Genomic DNA, 20267 nt, shown 5'->3' on the forward strand with positions numbered 1-20267 from the left:
AAAGTTTTGGAGATTTTTAATGAAGCATAAAATATTATTTGTTGATAGAGATGGAACTTTAATTGATGAACCATCTATAGATTTTCAAGTAGATAGTATAAGTAAATTAGTTTTTAAAAGAAATGTTATTTCTTCATTATCTAATTTAATTAAATTAAATTACAAACTTGTTATGGTGACTAATCAAGACGGTTTAGGAAGTAACAATTTTAAATGGGAAGATTTTAATCTTCCTCATAATTTTATGTTAAGTATATTTCGTTCAGAAAAAATTATTTTTGAAGATATATTAATTTGTTCTCATTTTGAAAAAGAAAAGTGTAAATGCAGAAAACCTCAAATTAAAATGTTAAAACCTTGGATAAAAGATGATTTGATAGATCGAAAACATAGCTATGTTATTGGAGATCGAATTGTAGATATGGAATTAGCTAAAAATATTGGAGTTTTAGGGATTCAGTATCAAGACGATATTTGTAATTGGAGTAAAATCGAAAAAATAATTACCAAAAGAAATAGATATGCGGAAACTATTAGAGAAACAAAAGAAACTAAAGTTCATGTGAAAATTTGGATGGATTTAGAAGAAGTTAGTACAATTGATACAGGTGTAAATTTCTTTAATCACATGTTGGATCAATTATCAATACATAGTGGAATTTGCATGAATATTAAAACAATTGGAGATCTTAAAATTGACGATCATCATACAGTTGAAGATACAGGTATCGTATTAGGGAAAACGTTGTTAAAAGCGTTAGGGGATAAAAAAGGATTAAATAGATTTGGTTTTTCTTTGCCTATGGACGAAAGTAGATCGGATTGTATCATAGATATTTCAGGTCGTCCGTATTTTAAGTTTAACGCTCATTTCAATCATAAAATGATTGGTGATCTCAGTACAGAAATGATTGAACATTTTTTTTATTCTCTTTGTTATTCTATGAATATTACATTGCATTTATCGAGTAAAGGTAAAAATGATCATCATTGTGCTGAAAGTTTGTTTAAAGCATTTGGACGAGCATTACGTCAATCTATTCAAATAATAGGACAGGTTTTGCCAACATCAAAAGGTATTTTATAGTGAGTATAGTAATATTAGACACCGGTTGTTCTAATTTGCATTCAATTAAAGTTGCGATTGAAAGATTGGGATATTTCCCTACAATTACTTCTGAATCTTCTATAGTTAAAAAATCTAAAAAAATATTTTTACCAGGAGTAGGTACAGCTGCTACAGTAATGAAAATGCTATTCGAAAAAAATTTAATTAATCTAATAAAAATCAATAAACAACCTATTTTAGGTATATGTCTGGGGATGCAGATTTTTTACGATTTCAGTGAAGAATGTCATGGAGTAAAAACTCTTGGAATTATTCCAGGATCTGTTTCTCTTTTGAAATCTAAAAATTTACCATTACCTCATATTGGATGGAATACAATTAATTTTGATAGCACGCATTTTTTGTTTAATAAAATTGATGCTAAATCAAGATTTTATTTTGTCCACAGCTATTGCGTTCCAATTGATAAATATACATTGGCAAAAACTAATTATAGTGTATCTTTTAGTTCTGTAATACAAAAACAGAATTTTTTTGGAGTTCAGTTTCATCCAGAAAAATCTGGTGATGCTGGATCGCAGTTATTAAAAAATTTTTTAGAGATTTAAAATTATGATTATTCCCTCATTTGATTTAATTAACGGTCAGTTAGTTCGCTTGTATCAAGGAAATTATTCCAAAAAAAAATATTATTCTATGAATTTGTATGATTGTTTAAAAGATTATAAATTTAATGAAGTAAAATATGTTCATTTAGTAGATTTAGATGGTGCTCAAAATAGAAAAAAAAGGCAAATAAAATTATTTAAAAAAATTCTTTCTTATAGCCCTATTTCTATACAAATCGGTGGTGGAATTCAAACAGAAGAAGATATTAATGATTTTCTTGAAGCAGGCGCCAAAAGAGTAGTAATTGGTTCTGCTGCTGTCAAAAACAAAAAGGAGGTTGCTCGATGGTTAAAAAATTATGGACCTGATTCTATCATATTGGCTTTAGATATTTATATTAACGATAAAAATGAAAAAAAAATATTAATAAATGGATGGCAACAGAAAACTTCAGTTTCTTTAGAAGAGATGATTAAATATTTTTTGTCAAATGGATTAAAACACGTATTGTGTACAGACATATCAAAAGATGGAACGCTTTCTGGTCCTAATATTAATTTATATTCAGAAATTACTAATACTTTTAAAAATATAAAATTCCAAGCTTCTGGAGGTGTAGGATCTTTAAATGATATTATTAATTTAAAATTAAGCGGAGTAGAAAGTGTCATTATTGGCCGTAGTTTATTAGAAAAAAAATTTACGATACAAGAGGCTTTAAAATGTTGGCAAAAAGAATAATAGCATGTTTAGATGTCAGCAATGGAGTAGTAGTGAAAGGTATTCAATTCAAAAATCACGAAATTATAGGTGATATTTTAAATTTAGCTAAACGATATACGCAAGAAGGAATAGATGAATTAGTATTTTATGATATAACAGCTGCTACAAGTAACAAATTAGTAGATAGAAGTTGGATAGAAAAAATTGCAGATTTAATAAATATTCCTTTTTGCGTTGCTGGAGGAATTAAAAGTGTAAAAGATGCAAATAATGTTTTGTCATTTGGAGCAGATAAAATATCTATTAACTCTTCAGCTCTGACAGATCCAAATTTAATCACAAGAATAGCAGATCGATTTGGTGTGCAATGCGTAGTAGTAGGCGTTGATTCTTGGTTTGATAAAACTAAAAACTGTTATATGGTGCATCAGTTTACAGGAGATGTTAATTTAACGTATCAAACCGACAAAAAAACTTTAGATTGGGTTCATGAAGTTCAAAAGTATGGGGCAGGAGAAATTGTTTTAAATATGATGAATCAAGATGGGCTTCAAAATGGTTATGATTTGAATCAGCTTAAAATAATGAAAAAAGCATGTAAAGTTCCATTAATTGCGTCTGGAGGAGCAGGACAAATTAAACATTTTTATGACGCATTTCATTATGCAAATGTAGATGGTGTACTTGCTGCATCTGTTTTTCACAAAAATGTAGTTAATATAAAAGAATTAAAAAATTTTTTAATTAACAAAGGTATGGAGATCAGAGAATGCTAAATTCAAAAGAGTTATTACAAAAATTAAATTGGATAAAAACTAATGGTTTGATTCCTGTAATAATTCAAGAAAATTTATCTCATGAAGTTTTGATGCATGGGTATATGAATCAAGATGCTTTTTTAAAAACTCAAAAAGACGGTGTAGTAACTTTTTATTCTAGAACTAAAAAACGTTTATGGACTAAAGGAGAAACGTCAGGTAACTTTTTAAAAGTTCAAAAGATTACTACTGATTGCGATTATGATGCATTATTAATACTAGTTAAACCTTTAGATGAAACATGTCATTTAAGAAAAAAAAGCTGTTTTTTCTTAGAAGAAACACCTACAGCATTTTTGTTTAATTTAGAAAAAATTATAGAAAATAGAAAAATAATAGATATAAATAATTCATATACATCTAAATTATACAAGTCTGGGACTCATCGAATTGCTCAAAAAGTAGGAGAAGAAGCTATAGAGACAATACTAGCGGCAATGAAAAAAGATAAAAATGAGTTAATTAATGAATCTTCAGATTTAATTTATCACTTAATTGTTTTATTGCATGATCAAGATTTAGATTTTAATACAGTTATACAGAATTTAAAGATGAGAAAAAATTGATATTATAAGTAAAATTTAAATATTTTAATAATCTTTTAATTATTACTTATTTTAAATTTATATTAAAATTGTTAAATTTTAAGTTTAAAAACGTATTTTCATAAAAAATAATAAAATGTATCTATTCTTATATAATCAGGAAAATATAATGTTAAAAAACCAAATTGGTGTTGTTGGAATGGCAGTTATGGGAAGAAATTTAGCATTGAATATTGCAAATAATAATTATACTGTGTCTATATTTAATAGAACTCGCTTAACTACAGAGAAAGTAATAAAAGATAATTCAGAAAAAAAAATATTTCCATACTTTTCTATTAAAGATTTTGTCAATTCACTTTCATTACCTAGATGTATTATATTAATGGTCAAATCAGGTCAAGCTACAGATGATACAATTAAAAACATTATACCTTATCTTAAAAAAGGAGATATATTAATTGATGGAGGCAATACTTTTTATAAAGACACCATTCGAAGAAATCATGAATTATCTAAAAATGGAATTAACTTTATTGGAATGGGCGTATCTGGAGGAGAATTAGGAGCGCTTAATGGTCCTTCAATAATGCCCGGAGGTCAAAAAGAAGCATATAACCTTGTTTCTTCTGTATTTAAAAAAATATCTGCTAAATTTAAAAATCAACCATGCGTAAGTTACATAGGTCCTAACGGATCAGGTCACTATGTTAAGATGATTCACAATGGCATTGAATATGGTGACATGCAATTAATATCAGAGTCATATTTTATATTAAAAAATTTGTTAAATATGACAAATCAAGAATTAGCCACGGTATTTTCTAATTGGAACAAAGGAGAACTCAACAGTTACTTAATTGACATTACAAAAAATATTTTTAAGTATAAAGATGAAAACAGTAATTATTTAATTGATTATATTTTAGACGAAGCAGAAGATAAAGGCACAGGAAAATGGATAAGCAAAAATGCTTTAGAGCTTCGAGAACCTTTATCATTAATTACTGAGTCTGTTTTTTCACGTTATCTTTCCTCTTTGAAAAATCAACGAATTGTTGCTTCAAAAATTTTAAAAGGACCTAGAATCAGTATTAATTTTACAGAATCAGAAAAAACTAATTTTATTGAATCTTTAAGACAGGCTTTATATTTAGGAAAAATAATTTCTTATGCTCAAGGGTTTTCACAGTTAAAAAAAGCATCAGAAAAATACTCTTGGAATTTGAAATATGGAAAAATTGCTCAAATTTTTAGACAAGGCTGTATTATTAGAGCAAGTTTTTTAGAAAAAATAACCGATGCATATGATACTAATAAAAATGTTACTAATTTATTATTAACACCTTATTTTTCAAAAATAGCTAGTGTATATGAAAGTTCGTTGCGAAAAGTTTTAATTTATTCTATAAAATATGGAATTCCTGTACCATGTTTTTCTTCGGCAATATCTTATTATGACAGTTACAGATCAATGAATCTACCAGCTAATTTAATTCAAGCTCAAAGAGATTATTTCGGAGCACATACTTATAAAAGAATTGATGATAATAGTTATTTTCATACGAATTGGTCAGAGAAAAAAAATAAAAAATAATGAGCACTATATTTTTAATTATCTATGAATAAGATTAATACTTAATTCTAGTTTTACATCAAAAAATTGTTATAGTAAATAATATATAACTATATACTTAATATAAAATAATGTAATTTTTTATATTTAATTAAATGTATTGATTATATGTGGTAAAAAAATGCGTTTATGTGATAGAGATATTCAGGAATGGTTAGATAAAAAAAAATTAATAATTACTCCTTACCCTAAAAAAAATTTGATTAATGGGATTACTGTTGATATCCATTTAGGATACACTTTTAGAATCTTTCAAAATTATAGTGTTCCCTGTATTAATTTAAGTAACTCTAAAAAAAATATGAATTCAGTGTTGTCTAAAATCATGAGTAAAGAAATCAAATTTTCAAAAAGAAATCCATTTTTTTTACAACCAGGTGTGCTAGCTCTTTTTTCGACTTTAGAAAGCGTGAGTATTCCATCTAATCTAGTGGGTTGGTTAGATGGAAGGTCTTCTTTTGCAAGACTTGGATTAATGATTCATGCTACATCGCATAGAATTGATCCAGGATGGAAAGGAAATATTGTATTAGAAATGTTTAATGCTGGAAAAATAACATTAGTATTGCATCCTAAAATAAAAATTGCAGCACTTAGTTTTGAATTTCTTTCTAATTCAGTTTTAAGGCCTTATAATTCTCGAAATGAATCAAAATACAAAGAACAGAAAGGAGTAGTTCCTAGTCGAATTGATAAAGAATAAAAGAATATTTTGTTTTAATGATACAATTAATTATTTATGTTTTTTAACTAATAAATCTATTACTCTCAAAGAGTATATGATTTTATCTTAAATTCTTTATATTTTCATTTAAAAATAAAACAATTATGTCCAGTAAATTTAGAAAAATCTTGGTTACTTGTGCTTTTCCTTATTCAAATGGTTCCATTCATATAGGTCATATGCTTGAACATATTCAAGCAGATTTTTGGGTTCGTTATCATAGAATGCTTAAAAATGAAGTTTGGTTTATCTCTTCAGAAGACGCACATGGTACTGCTATAATGTTAAAATCCAAAAAATTAGGAGTTTCTCCAAAAAAACTCATAGATGATGTTAAAAATTGTCATAAAAAAGATTTTTTACATTTTAACATTTCACACGATAATTATTGTTCAACTCATAGTTCAGAAAATTTACGATTATTAAGAGAAATATTTACGTGCTTAAATAAAAAAAAATTAATTCAAGAAAAAACTATTTCTCAGTTTTATGATAATTCAGAAAATATTTTTCTTCCTGATAGATTTGTAAAAGGAATTTGCCCTATTTGTAAATCAAACGATCAATATGGAGATAATTGCGAATTGTGTGGTGCAACTTATGAACCTATTGATTTAATTAATCCAATATCTTCAATTTCAGGAAAAAAACCTATTTTAAAGAAAACTAAACATTTGTATTTAAACTTGCCAATGTTTAATAAAATGTTAAAAAAATGGATAAATTCAGGTATTTTGCAAGATTCCGTGATCAAAAAAACAGAAGAATGGCTAAAGATTGGTTTAAAAAAATGGGGTATTTCTCGAGATGCTCCGTATTTTGGTTTTAAAATTCCCAATTTTATAAATAAATATTTTTATGTTTGGATGGATGCACCTGTAGGTTATATTAGTGCGTTTAAAAATCTTTGCAAAAATAATAATTTATTAAATTTTGATGATATGTGGCGCAATTCATCAACTTATGAATTGTACCATTTTATTGGAAAAGACATTATTTATTTCCATACTTTATTTTGGCCTGTAATTCTGGAATCTTCTTCTTTTCGAAAACCAAATGGAATATTTGTGCATGGTCACTTAACTATGAATGGATTAAAGTTATCGAAATCTCGTGGCATTTTAATTAAAGCGAGTCATTGGATCAGATGCTTTGATTCCGATAGCTTGCGTTATTACTATGCAAGTAAATTATCTAATAATATTGAAGATATAGAAATGAACTTGGAAGATTTTGTTTATAAAATTAATGGAGATATAGTTAATAAATTAGTTAACTTAGCCTCTAGAAATGCTAGTTTTATTAACAAATATTTTAATGGATATTTATCAGACAAGTTAATCGACGAAGATTTATATCAGAATTTTGTTAATTCAAGATATCAAATTGAAAAATTTTTTGAAAATCGTGAATTTAGTTCAGTAGTTCGAGAGTCTATGAAGCTATTAGATACAGCTAATAAATATATTAATGAAAAAAAACCATGGAAATTAAAAATAAATAAAAAAAATGTTGTTAAATTACAAATGATTTGTACTATGGGAATTAATTTTTTTAGAGTAGTAATGATTTTTTTAAAACCTATATTACCAGATCTATCAAAAAAATCTGAATCTTTTTTGATGGAAAAATTAAGTTGGTATAATATAAAAAAACCTTTACTTTCACATAAAATAAAAAATTTTGAAACGTTATACACAAGAATTACACGTGATCAGATATTAAAATTAATAAATTTATGTGAAGAGTAATTCTTTAATCTATGAAACGAAATTAAAAAATTTTAAAAATATAAACATATTTTAATTATTTTATGTTAAATTTTACATTTCCAAGATATTTTCCAAGTATTTCGGGCATGATAATCGTTAATAATAAATACACCTAAAGCGCTGATTAGTTGATTATTATAAAATAAAAGTGGTGTATTTTTTCGAAGCCAGGGAGGAATTTTTTTTTCTTGCCATATTTTTTTTATTTTTCTTTTTTTTTCTCTTCCTAATATTAAAATACTTCCTTCAAATTGAAATCGAATATTAATTAATTCATTTTTTCTCGGAGATGGTAAAGTAATGCCTTTTTTATCTTGCATTAATTGACCTAAATCATTCGGAAGATAAAGTTCAATATCTTTGTTGTGCCAAAATATTATTGTATGATATATACTTGGTTTAATTTTGATAAAATAAAGTCGTTTTTTGTAACGTCTAATTTCATTTTTTTTTTGTAAAATAATTTTAGAATTTGAATCTGTTTTGCTCAAAACAATGATATTATAAATATATTCAATATTTTTATATGAAGGCATTTGAATTTGATTTAAAGAAATCCAATATCTTATCAGTGCTTTGCTCATAATTTTTGTTATATTTTTAAAACTATCTATACTTAGAGATCCGTCAATTTGATGGATTTTATGGATTTTTTCTTTTAAAAAAGAATTTAGCAAAATAGTTTCTTCATGACATATTTTTGAGGTACGAGCACAATTTTTTAGAAAATAAGGCCATCTTTTTTCAAAAACAGGGATGACTTTACTTCTTATAAAATTACGATCATAATTAATATCCAAATTACTAAAATCTTCAATCCATTTTATTTTGTTGTTAACAGCCCATGACTTTAGTTCTCTCTTAGAGTAAGTTAAAAAAGGACGAACTATTTTTTTGTTTTTGTTAAACGTAGTTTCATAAAGCATACTTGAAAGTCCATTTGGACCGCTTCCTCTTTTTAAAGCAAGCATTAATGTTTCACATTGATCATTCATATGATGACCTGTAAGTAATATTTCGTCTGTTAACAAATTGTTGAAAATTGAATGATATCTCTTTTTTCTTAGAGTTTCTTCAACATTTTTGTTTTTTAAATCTAAATTAATATTTTCTACAATAAATGGTATTTTATAAAGAACACAATTTTTTTTACAGTGATTTTCCCATTTTTTTGAATAATCATGAAGATTATGATTAATGTGAATAGCACGTATTTTTATGTGGGAATATTGATTTTTTATTTTGATCATCTGATGTAAAAGAACTGTAGAATCTAATCCACCACTATAAGCTATTAAAAAATTTTTTTTTTGATATTTATCAATAATTTTTTTAATCAAAATACAAAGTACCTGAAAAAATAATATTTTAAATACAGAAATTGAAATTGTATAAAATTAAAATTTGAGATTAATGTTTTATACGTTCGATCGGACTTGAACCGATAACCTCCACCATGTCATGATGGCGCTCTAACCAGTTGAGCTACGAACGTAAACAAATTGTTTTTTATGAAGTATTAAATTATATATTTGTTTTTAAAAAAAACAAATATTTTTTATTTTAATATACAAATATAATCTTAAAAATTTTTTGAGGAGAATTTATGTTTACAGGTATTATTCATGGTACTGCCAAAATTGTTTTTATAGAAAAAAAGAAAAACATGAACACTTACGAAATCAATTTATCTCGAAATTTATCTAAAAACTTAAAAATAGGAGATTCGGTTTCTCATAATGGATGTTGTTTAACTGTAAAATTAATTCGTAATTTTAATGCTATTTTTGATATTATTCAAGAAACTTTGAATAATACAAATTTAGGAACGTTAAAGATTGGAGATTATGTTAATATTGAACGATCAGTAAAATATGGAGATGAAATTGGTGGTCATATAATATCTGGTCACATAATGAGTACTGCGCAAGTATCTAAAGTAGAAATTTTAGACAACAGTCGAATCCTATGGTTAAAGATTAAAAAAAAATTTTTAATGAAATACATTTTTTATAAAGGATTTATTTGCGTTGATGGAATAAGCCTTACTATCGGATCAATCATTAATAATAAATTTTCTATTCATTTAATACCAGAAACTTTATTTCGAACTACAATATCTCATAAAAAAAGGGGAGATATTATGAATGTTGAAATTGATTTAAATACTCAAATAATAGTTGACACTGCGGAACGCATAATAACTCAAATAAGTAAAAATTAGTAAGCTTATGTGCAATATTTTTTAATATTTTTTAAATTTTTTATATTAAATCAATATATTTTATAAAGGAGTTATGCGTGAAAAATTATTTTTTTTTCTTTCTTTCTAATATGTTAATTGATAATTTTATTTTAGTAAAGTTTCTTGGTTTATGTCCCTTTATTGGCGCTTCTAATAAAATTCAAACAGCTATTGGAATTAGTCTTTCAACTACTTTTGTTGTTTTTATTTCATCGTTTTTTTTATCTTTTATTAACTTTTTTTTTTAGTTCCATTAAATTTAGTTTATTTAAGAGTTATAGCTTATATGTTAATTATTTCATCAAGTGTTCAATTTTTAGAATTGGTGTTGCGCCATATAAGTCCTGTATTATACCGTCTAATTGGAATTTTTTTACCTTTAATAACCACAAATTGCGCCGTTTTAGCAATTCCTTTATTTAGTCTCTATTCAAAGCACACATTTATAGATGCAATATTATATGGATTAAGTGCGTCATTTGGATGTTCATTAGTAATGATTTTATTTTCCAGTATGCGTGAACGAATAGCATCATCTGACGTACCTGTTCCTTTTCAAGGTGCTCCTATTGCTTTGATTACAGCGGGCTTAATGTCAATCACCTTTATGGGTTTCAAAGGTTTAATAAAATTTTGATTATGTCTAATATTTTAGCTATTTTATTTTTTGGCACTCTTTCTTTTGTTTTAGGAGTGATATTAAGTTATACTGCTAATAAATTTCGAACAGAAATAGATCCAATAGTAGAAAAAATTAACAGATTGCTACCTCAAAGTCAATGCGGTCAATGCAACTACCCTGGATGTTACTCTTATGCGAAAGCAATTATTAAGAAAAATGAAAAAATTAATAAATGTACTCCTGGAGGAAGTGAATTAGAACTAAAAATTTCCAAATTACTTAATTTTAAGACTTCTTTAAAAACAACTGTGATAAATGAAAAAAAAATATTTTATACTGTTTGGATTGATGAAAAAAACTGTGTTGGATGTTCTAAATGTGCTTCTTTTTGTCCAGTTGATGCAATAGTAGGAACTCCTGGTTTTGTGCATACTGTGTTACAAAAATTTTGTAATGGTTGTAATATTTGCTTATCTCATTGTCCAACTGATTGTATTAAAAAAAAAATATTCTATGAATAATAAAAAATACTCATGTATTATAAAAATTTTAAAACAAATATTTTCCATAAATTTCTGGAGAAATATTATTTTTAATCATATATACATAAAAAAAAATATAATTTTAAAGGAGGAATAGATTATTCTTCTTTAAAAAAAGAACAATCAAATGAAACTGTTAAAAATTTTTTATCATTTCCTAAAAAATTTATAATTTTTATAAAACACAGTCTTCTTCAAAAAAATCAATTACGCGTTCGAATAAATCAAAAAGTATTAAGAGGGCAGCCCTTAAGTTTTGGAAGTGAAACTATTGTTCCCGTTCATTCACCTGCTTCAGGTTATATAAAAAATATTTCTTTTTTTTCTTTTTCAGAAAATAAGAGCAATGAATATATTAAAATTGTAATTATTTCTGACGGGGAAGATAAGTGGATCAAATTACATCCTATTAAAAACTATAAAAAACACACTCCTGAAAAACTCATTAGAATTATTCATAAATCAGGCATAATTGGGCTTGGAGGAGGTAAATTTCCATCTTCTCAAAAATTGAAATTGAGTATAAATAAAGTACATACTTTAGTTATTAATGCAGTAGAAAGTGAACCTTTCGTAACATCTGATGATTGTTTGTTTAATAATTATTTAAATGAAATTTTGGTGGGATGTAAGATAATATCTTGGATATCTAAAATAAAACTTGTTTTAATTGTTGTTCAAGAAAATAAAACTGAAATTATTTCAAAGATTAGTTCTTTAATTCATAATCAATTATTATTTAAATTGTGTCTTATTTCAAATAAATACCCTGGCGGAAGCAGTAAAATATTAATTAAAGCGCTAACAGACAAAGAAATTCCCTATAAAAAACATGCAATAGACATTGGATTTCTCGTTTTTAATGTCGCTACAGTGTATTCAATAAAAAGAGCGGTGTTCAATGGTGAACCGTTAACTGAAAGAATAGTTACTTTTTTAGGAGATAAAAATTTTTTTCATGGAAATTTTTGGGTCAAAATCGGTACTCCAATTAGTTATTTTTTAATGCACTTCAAAATACAAGCATATTCTGACATAAACATATATTTAGGAGGAATGTTGATGGGAAATAAGGTTTTTGATTTAAACAATTCCACACTTCAAGGTCAAAACTGTATTTTTATCACATCCAATAAACTTATAAACAAAAAATATACAGAATATGCTTGTATCAGATGCGGATTTTGTTCGAAAGCATGCCCAATCAACTTACTTCCTCAGCAATTGTATTGGTATATTCAATCAAAAGAACATGATCAAACAAATAAACATCATATTTTAGATTGCATTGAATGTAAAGTATGTGAACAATTGTGTCCAAGTAACATTCCATTAGTAAAATATTTTAAATATGAAAAAAAAATACAACACAATATTAACATCGAGAATAATAGAAGAAATTTATCGTTAGTTCGTTTTGAAAAAAAACAAAAAAGATTGTTTTTTAATAAAAAAATATTCAGTAAAGATGATTTATTTTTAAAGTCAAATCCTATTTTGAGAATAAATGATTTTAATTCTAAGAAAATAGAAAAAACTTTAAATTCTTTTGAAATTGAAGAAAATAAAAAAAACAAAAGAAAAGAAATTATTCAACAAGCAATAAATCGTATGAAATTAAAAAATAAGTAATGATTATAATACATTGGTAGATTAAAAAATGAATGTTCTTCATATTTACAACGTTTATAGTACTAGACAAATAATGTTTTTAGTTGTCATAGCTTGTATTCCAGGTATTTGTTCAAAGTGTTATTTTTTTGGATGTGGAACTTTAATACAGGTGCTGTCTTTTATAGCGCTTTCTTTTTTATCTGAAACAATTCTTGTTAAAGTGCGTGCTAAAAGTTTTAGCAAAAATGTAAAAGATAATTCAGGAATAGTAACTGCATTGCTTCTTGGTGTAAGCGTTCCGCCTTTGATTCCTTGGTGGATGATTGTAATCGGCGTTTTTTTTTCTATTGTTGTTGCTAAACATTTATATGGTGGACTCGGTCAAAATATATTTAATCCTGCTATGATTGGATATGCAGTATTATTGATTTCATTTCCATTGCATATGAGTAATTGGATTGAAAAAAATGATAATTTTTTGCGTTTTAAAGACATCCAAAACGCTGTAAATATTATTTTTACAAAAAATACAAATATTAATAATACAGTAAATGTTCAATTTTTTCCTGATTGCGTTACACAAGCAACTCCTTTAAATCATTTTAAAAATCAAACTCATTTAAATTATGATAATGTCATTCAAAATACTATTAATTCAAATCAACAAGAAATAATAAAAGTAAGTTGGATATGCATTAATATTAGTTTTTTAATTGGCGGATTATTCTTAATATATAAGAAGGTAATTTGTTGGCGAATCCCGTTTAGTATTTTATTAACTTTATGTTTATGTTCAAGTATTAATTATTTTTTTTTAAAAAATATATCATCATCTCCTTTAGTACATTTGTTTTCAGGAGGAACTATGATATGTGCTTTTTTCATTGCTACTGATCCTGTGACTACTGCTTGTACTAACATTGGAAGAATAATTTTTGGTATTCTAGTAGGCTTTTTAGTTTATTTTATTCGTAATTATAGCGATTATCCAGATTCAATTGCGTTTGCAGTTTTGTTTTCCAATATGATTACTCCATTAATTGATTACTACATTAGGTATTCTGGGTATGGCCACAAACGTATATAAGACTTATAAAAGTACATTTAAAAATGCAATTTTAATTAGTATAATTTCTACTTTTTTAGTGTCTAGTACAATATTTATACACAATTCAACAAAAAATAAAATTTTATATCAAACGGAAAAAGAAAACAAAAAATTAATGGATCAAGTGATTCCTAAAAAATTGTTCAATACTGTTAATAAAAAGCTATATTGGGTTAAAAATACGCTTTTAGGAGACCATGAATATCATGATTTATGGTTATTTTTTGATAAAAAATGTCCAAAATTTGCAGTTATTAAAAGTATTGCTCCCGATGGTTATTCTGGGTCTATACATATGTTAATTTCTTCAGATTTTAATGGAAAAATTATTAGAGTTAGAATTTTATCTCACAAAGAAACTCCAGGTATTGGTGATAAGATTGAATTATCAGTATCTGATTGGATTAATTGTTTTTCTGGATTAACAATTAAAAGTTTAAAAGATAAACAATTGTCATTAAGAAAATATGGAGGTAAAATTGACCAATTTACAGGTGCAACCATAACTCCTCAAGCTGTTACAAATGCTGTTAAAAGAACCGTTTTTTTTGTAAAAAAAATTCCTTTTATGTTTTAATGATAAATCTTTTTATTCAGAGAAGAGATTAATGAACGTTAAACAATTTTTAAATGAAAAATTATGGAAAAATAATTCTTCTTTAGTTCAATTATTAGGTTTATGTCCTGTTTTATCAATCACTACAAGCGCTATCGATTCTATAGCACTTGGAATAGCGACAACTTTAGTACTTATGATAACTAATACCACTGTTTCTATTTTCAAATTTTTTATACCAAAAGATATTAGAATTCCTATTTACATGATGATTATATCTTCAGTTGTAACATGCATTGAAATGTTGTTACATGCTTATGCATTTGAACTGTACAAATCTTTAGGAATTTTTATTCCTTTGATTGTTACCAATTGTGTTATTGTTGGACGTGCTGACATGTTTGCTTATCAAAGTTCTGTATTAATTTCTTTTTTAGACGGTTTATTTATAGGATTAGGATCTACTTTTTTTATGTTTTTAATAGGATCTATACGAGAAATTTTAGGTCAAGGAACCTGGTTTTTTGGAATTTATAAAATATTTTCCGCATTAAATGATACAAATTATTTTACTTTAATTGAAAAGAATTCAACTATTATTTTAGCGATTTTACCACCAGGTGGTTTTATTATATTAGGATTTGTAATCGCTTTAAAAAATTTTATAGATTATAAAATACTAAAAAACAACACTTCTAGTGACATTAAATGTCCTTGCAAAAATAAAATTAATTGATAAAAATATGAATAAAGATAAACGATACAAAATTTTACTATTATTTTTTAGAAAAAACCCTAATCCTACTACAGAATTAATATTTAATTCTAATTTTGAGTGCTTAATATCTGTCATACTTTCATCAAAATCCACCGATATTGCAGTTAACAACACCACTAAATTGCTTTTTAAAATCGCTAATACTCCTAAAAAAATTTTAAATTTAGGAATTTATAATTTAAAACTTTATATCAGGAACATTGGATTGCATAATATTAAAGCATTAAACATAATCAACACTTCTTTTTTGTTAATCACTAAACATAATGGAAATGTTCCAAATAATCGTTTTGAATTGGAATCGTTACCAGGTGTTGGAAGAAAAACAGCAGGTGTAATTTTAAATTTGCTATTCAATGAAAAAACAATCCCTGTAGATACGCATGTTTTTAGAGTTTCTAATCGAACTAATTTTGCTTCAGGAAGAAACATACAAGAGGTAGAAAAAAAATTAAATAAAGTTGCACCAAAAGCTTTTAAAATACATGTTCACCATTGGTTTGTTTTACATGGTCGATATATTTGCACTGCACGTAATATAAAATGCAGTACATGTTTTATAAATAAATATTGTGAATTTAGAGAAAAAATTTTTAAATCAATGTAAAAATCTATTTTTAAAAAATTAACTTATATTTTTATAGGATGTTTAAGTGATTATTGCAAACGTTGTTATGCCTTTTTTAATCAGACAATCTTTTAAATATTTTGTTCCAGATTCTATAATTCCAGTTATTGGAGCTCGTGTAGTAGTACCATTTCATTCAAAAGACAAAATAGGTGTTATCGTTTCATTCAATTGTCAACATAAAACAAGTAAATTAAATTTTAAGTTTATTAAGTTATTGATTGATAATAAACCATTATATACAAAAATTTTATTTGATCTTTTAACATGGTTAAGCAATTATTATTTTTGCCCTAAAGGAATCATATTTTTTTATGTTTTACCTAAAAGATTAAAGACTGATTACATTATTAAAAAAAAATATTGTTTAAAATGGTCTATTACAAAGAAAGGACAAGAAATAGATATTCAAAATTTTAATTTGTCTCAGAAACAACGATATAATTTATTTTTTCTAAAAAAAAGTGATGTATTTTACAATGAATTAAAAAAATATAATTTATCTAAATTTGTTTTAAAAAAATTAGAGTTAAAACATTTGTGCGAGTCTAATTTATTTTATACAGATTATTTAAAAGTTCAATCTGTTCCAAAAATTAAAAAAAAGATTTTTTTAAACAAAAAAGCTATTTTTTGTGTAGATAAGATTTTATCAGTCAAAAAATTTTCATCTTGGTTAATAACAAAAACAAGTTTATTTTCGAAAGTAAAATTTTATATTAGTTTAATTCAAAAAATATTAGATAAAAAGATGCAAATTTTAATTTTAGTTCCTTATGAAAAAAATATAAAAAAAATTATCTCTTTTTTAAAAATGTACTTTGACATTTCTATTGGAACTATCCACTGTCAATTAACTGATTCTGAGCATTTAAAAAATTGGATAAAAATCAAAGATGGAGAATATTCTATAGTCATAGGCACAAAAAAAAATATTTTTTCACCATTTTTAAAATTAGGACTCATCATTGTCTATGAAGAACATAATTTATATTATAAAAATTTACATCAATTTAGGTACAATGCTAGAGATGTAGCAGTTTTAAGGGCTTATAAAGAAAATATACCAATTATTCTTGATTCTGATACTCCATCTTTAAAAACTTTACATAATGTTTTTTTTAAAAAATGCATTTTTCTTAAAATTAGCAATCATACGCCAATAGTTAATTATAATTGTGATAATGTAATTAATTTAAAATCTGAAAAAATTAAAAGCGGTTTATCTTTAACTTTAATTAATAAAATTTATGAAAATTTAAAAAAAAATCATCCAGTTTTATTAATTTTTAATAAAATAAATCTTGTTTTTTTTGGCATTATTTGTAAAAATTGCGGATGGGTAGCTAAATGTAGTGTTTGTTGTGATTATCTAGAAACAAAACCAGATAATAACAATCTATTTTGTCAATATTGTTTAATTAAGATTAAAAAACCAAAATTTTGTTGTAGTTGTGGATTTTATTCTCTTCATGCGTTTAATTTTAGTATTGATCAAATTAAAAATAGAATAAAAAGTATTTTTCCACATGTTTCGTTGTTTTTTTTATTAAATAAAAAAATGAGTAAAAAGACTCAATCGAAATATTTAAAAATTTATGATTCTAAATCATATGTAATTTGTGTTATGGAAGATTTAGTTAAATATTATTATTTTCCTTACGTAAAACTGATTGGTTTGATTGGTATTGATCATTTTTTTTTTCTTTTAATTTCCATTCAATAGAATATTTTACACAATTTTATTTAAATTTAAATACATTAACCAAACATAATTCTTCATCTTGCCCAGTTTTAGTACAAACATCACATTTTGATAATTTACATTTAAAAAATTTTTTTCATAGCGGATATTTTGAAACTGCTAAAAATATTATAAAAATTCGTAAAAAATTTTTTTTGCCTCCTTGGAGTTTTCATCTTATTATTTATTCTTCAAGTTTTTATTTAAATAACAATGATTATTTTTTAGAATTTATAAAAGATTTATTCAAAAAAAAATTGAGAAAAAATAATGTTACTTTATGGTTTTTAGGTCCAAATCCTTCTTTTACTTTAAAAAATTTATATAAATATCATTCTCAATTACTCATTCAATCCTCTTCTAAAGAATATCTTATAAATTTTTTAAATGGTGTTATAGATGAAATTCAATCTTTTTCTATTTTAAAAAAAGTGAAATGGTTTATTGACGTTGATCCTATTTAATTCATAATTTTGGATTATATTTTTTAAATTTTTTCATATAATTATATATTTTACTGATTAAAACTTTAAAAAAATAATTCTATATAATATATTTTAAATAAACTATTTCAGTTAGTAATGTTAAAAGTTTTAAAAATATACTTATATTTTTTTAATTATTTTATAAGTTTAATACAACTAATTTTAAAACATATTAAAATGGTATATCTAATGATTAAATCAAATTTAATTAATGAACTACAAAATAGAGGATTAATATCTTATATAACACATAAAGATGAAATAAAAAAAATTATTCAAAATAATTCTATATCCCTCTATTGTGGTTTCGATCCTACTGCTGATAGTTTACATATAGGTCATCTTTTGCCTTTAATTACTTTGAAAAGATTTCAATTATCTGGACATAAACCCATAGTGTTAATAGGCGGGGCTACAGGTTTAATTGGTGATCCTAGCTTTAAAAAAAAAGAAAGATTACTGAATTCTAACAATGATATTGATGTTTGGACTCAGAAAATTATTATTCAAATTTCTTATTTTTTAGATTTTCATTCTCAAAAAAATAATGCACTTGTTCTAAATAATAAAGATTGGTTTAATAAGATTAATATCTTATCTTTTTTGAGAAATATTGGAAAACATTTTTCGATTAATACTATGATTAGTCGTGAATCAGTAAAGCAAAGAATAAAGAGACGTGATCAAGGAATTTCTTTTACTGAATTTTCTTATAATTTGTTACAGGCATATGATTTTTTTATTTTAAACAAAAAGTACAAAGTTTCTTTACAAGTTGGAGGATCTGATCAATGGGGAAATATTTCTTCAGGAATGCACTTAATACATCGAGTTTCTAAAAAACAAGTATATGGTTTAACTGTACCTCTTTTAACGAATTCCAATGGTGTTAAATTTGGAAAAACAGAATCAGGTACTATTTGGTTAGATGCAAAAAAAACAAGTCCGTATAAATTTTATCAATTTTGGATGAATATAGAAGATTCAAATGTTTATTATTTTTTAAAATTGTTTACTTTTATAGATACTAATGAAATTGATATTAAAGAGAAAAAGAAACACATAAATGATCAAATTATAAAAGACAAATCTTTACTTGCTAAAAATGTAACTCGTTTTGTTCATGGGGAAGAAAAATTATTAGCAGCAGAAAGAATAACAGAAGCTTTATTTTTAAAAAATATTAATCACATGAAAGAATCAGATTTTCAACAATTAGAACAAGATGGCATACCTTGTGTCAAATTAAATCAAACGAAAGATTTAAAAGAAGCTCTGGTGCTATCTAAATTATCAAAATCTCGAAGTCAATCTAATAATATGATAGTTTCAAATTCTATATCAATTAATGCTCATAAAAATACAGATCAAAATTATGTTTTTAGAGAAGTTGACAAATTATTTGGTCGATTCACTTTATTGTCTAAAGGAAAAAAAAATCATTGTTTAATTTGTTGGATTAAGAATGATTGAAATCATTTTCGTTAAGTGAAAAGCTTTCACCACAACCGCAAAAATGATTTAATTTTTTATTGTAAAACTTAAAAATTTTATTAATATTGCTATTTATAAAATCAATTTCAATTCCGTTTAAAAAATTTGCCTCTTGAGCGTTAACATATATTGAAATATTTTTATATGTAATGACTATTTCTTTTTCATGTTTTTTTTTAGCTAATGTCATAGTATATTTGAATCCGGCACATCCTGATTTTTTTATACTTAATCGTATGCTTTTTTTATCATCGCTTAAATTTGTTAAAAAAGTTATTTGTTTTATTGCAGATTCAGTGATTTTAATATTATAAGATTTATCATTTTTTTTATAATTAGAATTTATTTTTTTTTCTTTCATAAATTTTTCTCTTTTTAAAATAATTTTTTATAAAATAATGAGAATTCTTATATTTCTTATTAAATATTATCTGAAAAATTCATTATATTTTTTAAGTAATATTATTTTATTTATTATTTTTATAAATTTTAATGTTACAATTATACAATATTTTAAAAATTTTTATTATATTTTATAATAAGTTTATTTTAAAT

At 24.7% G+C, this 20267-nt stretch carries 20 protein-coding genes, 1 tRNA gene and 1 pseudogene; 19 read left to right on the top strand and 3 right to left on the bottom strand.

Annotated features, from left to right (window positions below; all coding sequences use genetic code 11):
- The first annotated feature begins 19 nt into the window (after window positions 1-19).
- The 8 genes from hisB to metG all read left to right on the top strand — a co-directional run bounded on the left by hisB (window position 20) and on the right by metG (window position 7875).
- On the top strand, window positions 20-1087 hold the full coding sequence (hisB, locus tag D9V75_RS00470) for a bifunctional histidinol-phosphatase/imidazoleglycerol-phosphate dehydratase HisB (protein WP_158343218.1): 1068 nt from the start codon (window positions 20-22) through the stop codon (window positions 1085-1087).
- Window positions 1087-1677 (top strand): imidazole glycerol phosphate synthase subunit HisH, encoded by a 591-nt coding sequence (gene hisH / locus D9V75_RS00475; RefSeq protein ID WP_158343220.1) that lies wholly within the window; start codon window positions 1087-1089, stop codon window positions 1675-1677. The genes hisB and hisH overlap by 1 nt, the downstream gene beginning before the upstream one ends.
- A 4-nt stretch (window positions 1678-1681) precedes the next feature.
- A complete protein-coding gene (gene hisA, locus D9V75_RS00480; protein ID WP_158343222.1) occupies window positions 1682-2419 on the top strand; it encodes a 1-(5-phosphoribosyl)-5-[(5-phosphoribosylamino)methylideneamino]imidazole-4-carboxamide isomerase in 738 nt (245 codons plus the stop codon).
- Window positions 2401-3177 carry an imidazole glycerol phosphate synthase subunit HisF gene (gene hisF / locus D9V75_RS00485; protein WP_158343224.1) on the top strand — a complete coding sequence of 259 codons (777 nt, stop codon included), beginning with the start codon at window positions 2401-2403 and terminating at the stop codon, window positions 3175-3177. Before hisA ends, hisF begins: the two co-directional genes overlap by 19 nt.
- On the top strand, window positions 3171-3785 hold the full coding sequence (hisIE, locus tag D9V75_RS00490; RefSeq protein WP_158343226.1) for a bifunctional phosphoribosyl-AMP cyclohydrolase/phosphoribosyl-ATP diphosphatase HisIE: 615 nt from the start codon (window positions 3171-3173) through the stop codon (window positions 3783-3785). Before hisF ends, hisIE begins: the two co-directional genes overlap by 7 nt.
- A 148-nt stretch (window positions 3786-3933) precedes the next feature.
- On the top strand, window positions 3934-5361 hold the full coding sequence (gene gndA, locus D9V75_RS00495; protein ID WP_158343228.1) for an NADP-dependent phosphogluconate dehydrogenase: 1428 nt from the start codon (window positions 3934-3936) through the stop codon (window positions 5359-5361).
- Between the two features lie 160 nt (window positions 5362-5521).
- Window positions 5522-6103 (top strand): dCTP deaminase, encoded by a 582-nt coding sequence (gene dcd / locus D9V75_RS00500; protein WP_158343229.1) that lies wholly within the window; start codon window positions 5522-5524, stop codon window positions 6101-6103.
- A 125-nt stretch (window positions 6104-6228) separates the two neighbouring features.
- A complete protein-coding gene (gene metG, locus D9V75_RS00505; protein ID WP_158343231.1) occupies window positions 6229-7875 on the top strand; it encodes a methionine--tRNA ligase in 1647 nt (548 codons plus the stop codon).
- A 65-nt stretch (window positions 7876-7940) separates the two neighbouring features.
- Here the strand turns inward: metG and tilS are convergent, their stop codons facing one another.
- Window positions 7941-9236, bottom strand: a complete 1296-nt coding sequence (gene tilS, locus D9V75_RS00510; protein WP_158343233.1) for a tRNA lysidine(34) synthetase TilS — start codon at window positions 9234-9236, stop codon at window positions 7941-7943.
- Window positions 9237-9317: 81 nt separating this feature from the next.
- Window positions 9318-9391 (bottom strand) — tRNA-Val (locus tag D9V75_RS00515).
- 111 nt (window positions 9392-9502) lie between these two features.
- Between D9V75_RS00515 and D9V75_RS00520 the strand changes: the two genes are divergently transcribed.
- From D9V75_RS00520 to tyrS, 11 genes and pseudogenes are all read left to right on the top strand, one after another.
- Window positions 9503-10120 (top strand): riboflavin synthase subunit alpha, encoded by a 618-nt coding sequence (locus D9V75_RS00520; RefSeq protein ID WP_158343235.1) that lies wholly within the window; start codon window positions 9503-9505, stop codon window positions 10118-10120.
- Window positions 10121-10197: 77 nt separating this feature from the next.
- Window positions 10198-10778 (top strand): annotated as a pseudogene (gene rsxA / locus D9V75_RS00525) (electron transport complex subunit RsxA).
- A gap of 11 nt (window positions 10779-10789) precedes the next feature.
- Entirely contained in the window at window positions 10790-11284 is a 495-nt protein-coding gene (locus D9V75_RS00530) for an RnfABCDGE type electron transport complex subunit B (RefSeq protein ID WP_158344038.1), read from the top strand.
- A gap of 81 nt (window positions 11285-11365) precedes the next feature.
- Window positions 11366-12937 (top strand): electron transport complex subunit RsxC, encoded by a 1572-nt coding sequence (gene rsxC / locus D9V75_RS00535; RefSeq protein ID WP_222836967.1) that lies wholly within the window; start codon window positions 11366-11368, stop codon window positions 12935-12937.
- Between the two features lie 28 nt (window positions 12938-12965).
- Window positions 12966-14006 (top strand): electron transport complex subunit RsxD, encoded by a 1041-nt coding sequence (rsxD, locus tag D9V75_RS00540; protein WP_158343239.1) that lies wholly within the window; start codon window positions 12966-12968, stop codon window positions 14004-14006.
- A complete protein-coding gene (gene rsxG / locus D9V75_RS00545) occupies window positions 13987-14604 on the top strand; it encodes an electron transport complex subunit RsxG (protein ID WP_158343241.1) in 618 nt (205 codons plus the stop codon). Before rsxD ends, rsxG begins: the two co-directional genes overlap by 20 nt.
- 31 nt (window positions 14605-14635) lie before the next feature.
- Window positions 14636-15319, top strand: coding sequence for an electron transport complex subunit E (locus tag D9V75_RS00550; RefSeq protein ID WP_158343243.1), 684 nt, complete (start codon window positions 14636-14638; stop codon window positions 15317-15319).
- Between the two features lie 7 nt (window positions 15320-15326).
- Entirely contained in the window at window positions 15327-15968 is a 642-nt protein-coding gene (gene nth / locus D9V75_RS00555) for an endonuclease III (RefSeq protein WP_158343245.1), read from the top strand.
- Window positions 15969-16014: 46 nt separating this feature from the next.
- Complete coding sequence (locus tag D9V75_RS00560) at window positions 16015-17715, top strand: DEAD/DEAH box helicase (protein WP_261979431.1); 1701 nt, start codon at window positions 16015-16017, stop codon at window positions 17713-17715.
- 173 nt (window positions 17716-17888) lie between these two features.
- On the top strand, window positions 17889-18197 hold the full coding sequence (locus D9V75_RS03025; RefSeq protein ID WP_261979432.1) for a hypothetical protein: 309 nt from the start codon (window positions 17889-17891) through the stop codon (window positions 18195-18197).
- Window positions 18198-18407: 210 nt separating this feature from the next.
- Window positions 18408-19691 (top strand): tyrosine--tRNA ligase, encoded by a 1284-nt coding sequence (gene tyrS, locus D9V75_RS00565; RefSeq protein ID WP_158343247.1) that lies wholly within the window; start codon window positions 18408-18410, stop codon window positions 19689-19691.
- Here the strand turns inward: tyrS and D9V75_RS00570 are convergent.
- On the bottom strand, window positions 19678-20073 hold the full coding sequence (locus tag D9V75_RS00570) for a HesB/IscA family protein (RefSeq protein WP_158343249.1): 396 nt from the start codon (window positions 20071-20073) through the stop codon (window positions 19678-19680). The genes tyrS and D9V75_RS00570 overlap by 14 nt on opposite strands.
- Between the last annotated feature and the right edge of the window lie 194 nt (window positions 20074-20267).

This window comes from Buchnera aphidicola (Muscaphis stroyani) (assembly GCF_005080865.1).
Lineage (GTDB): Bacteria > Pseudomonadota > Gammaproteobacteria > Enterobacterales > Enterobacteriaceae > Buchnera > Buchnera aphidicola_AG.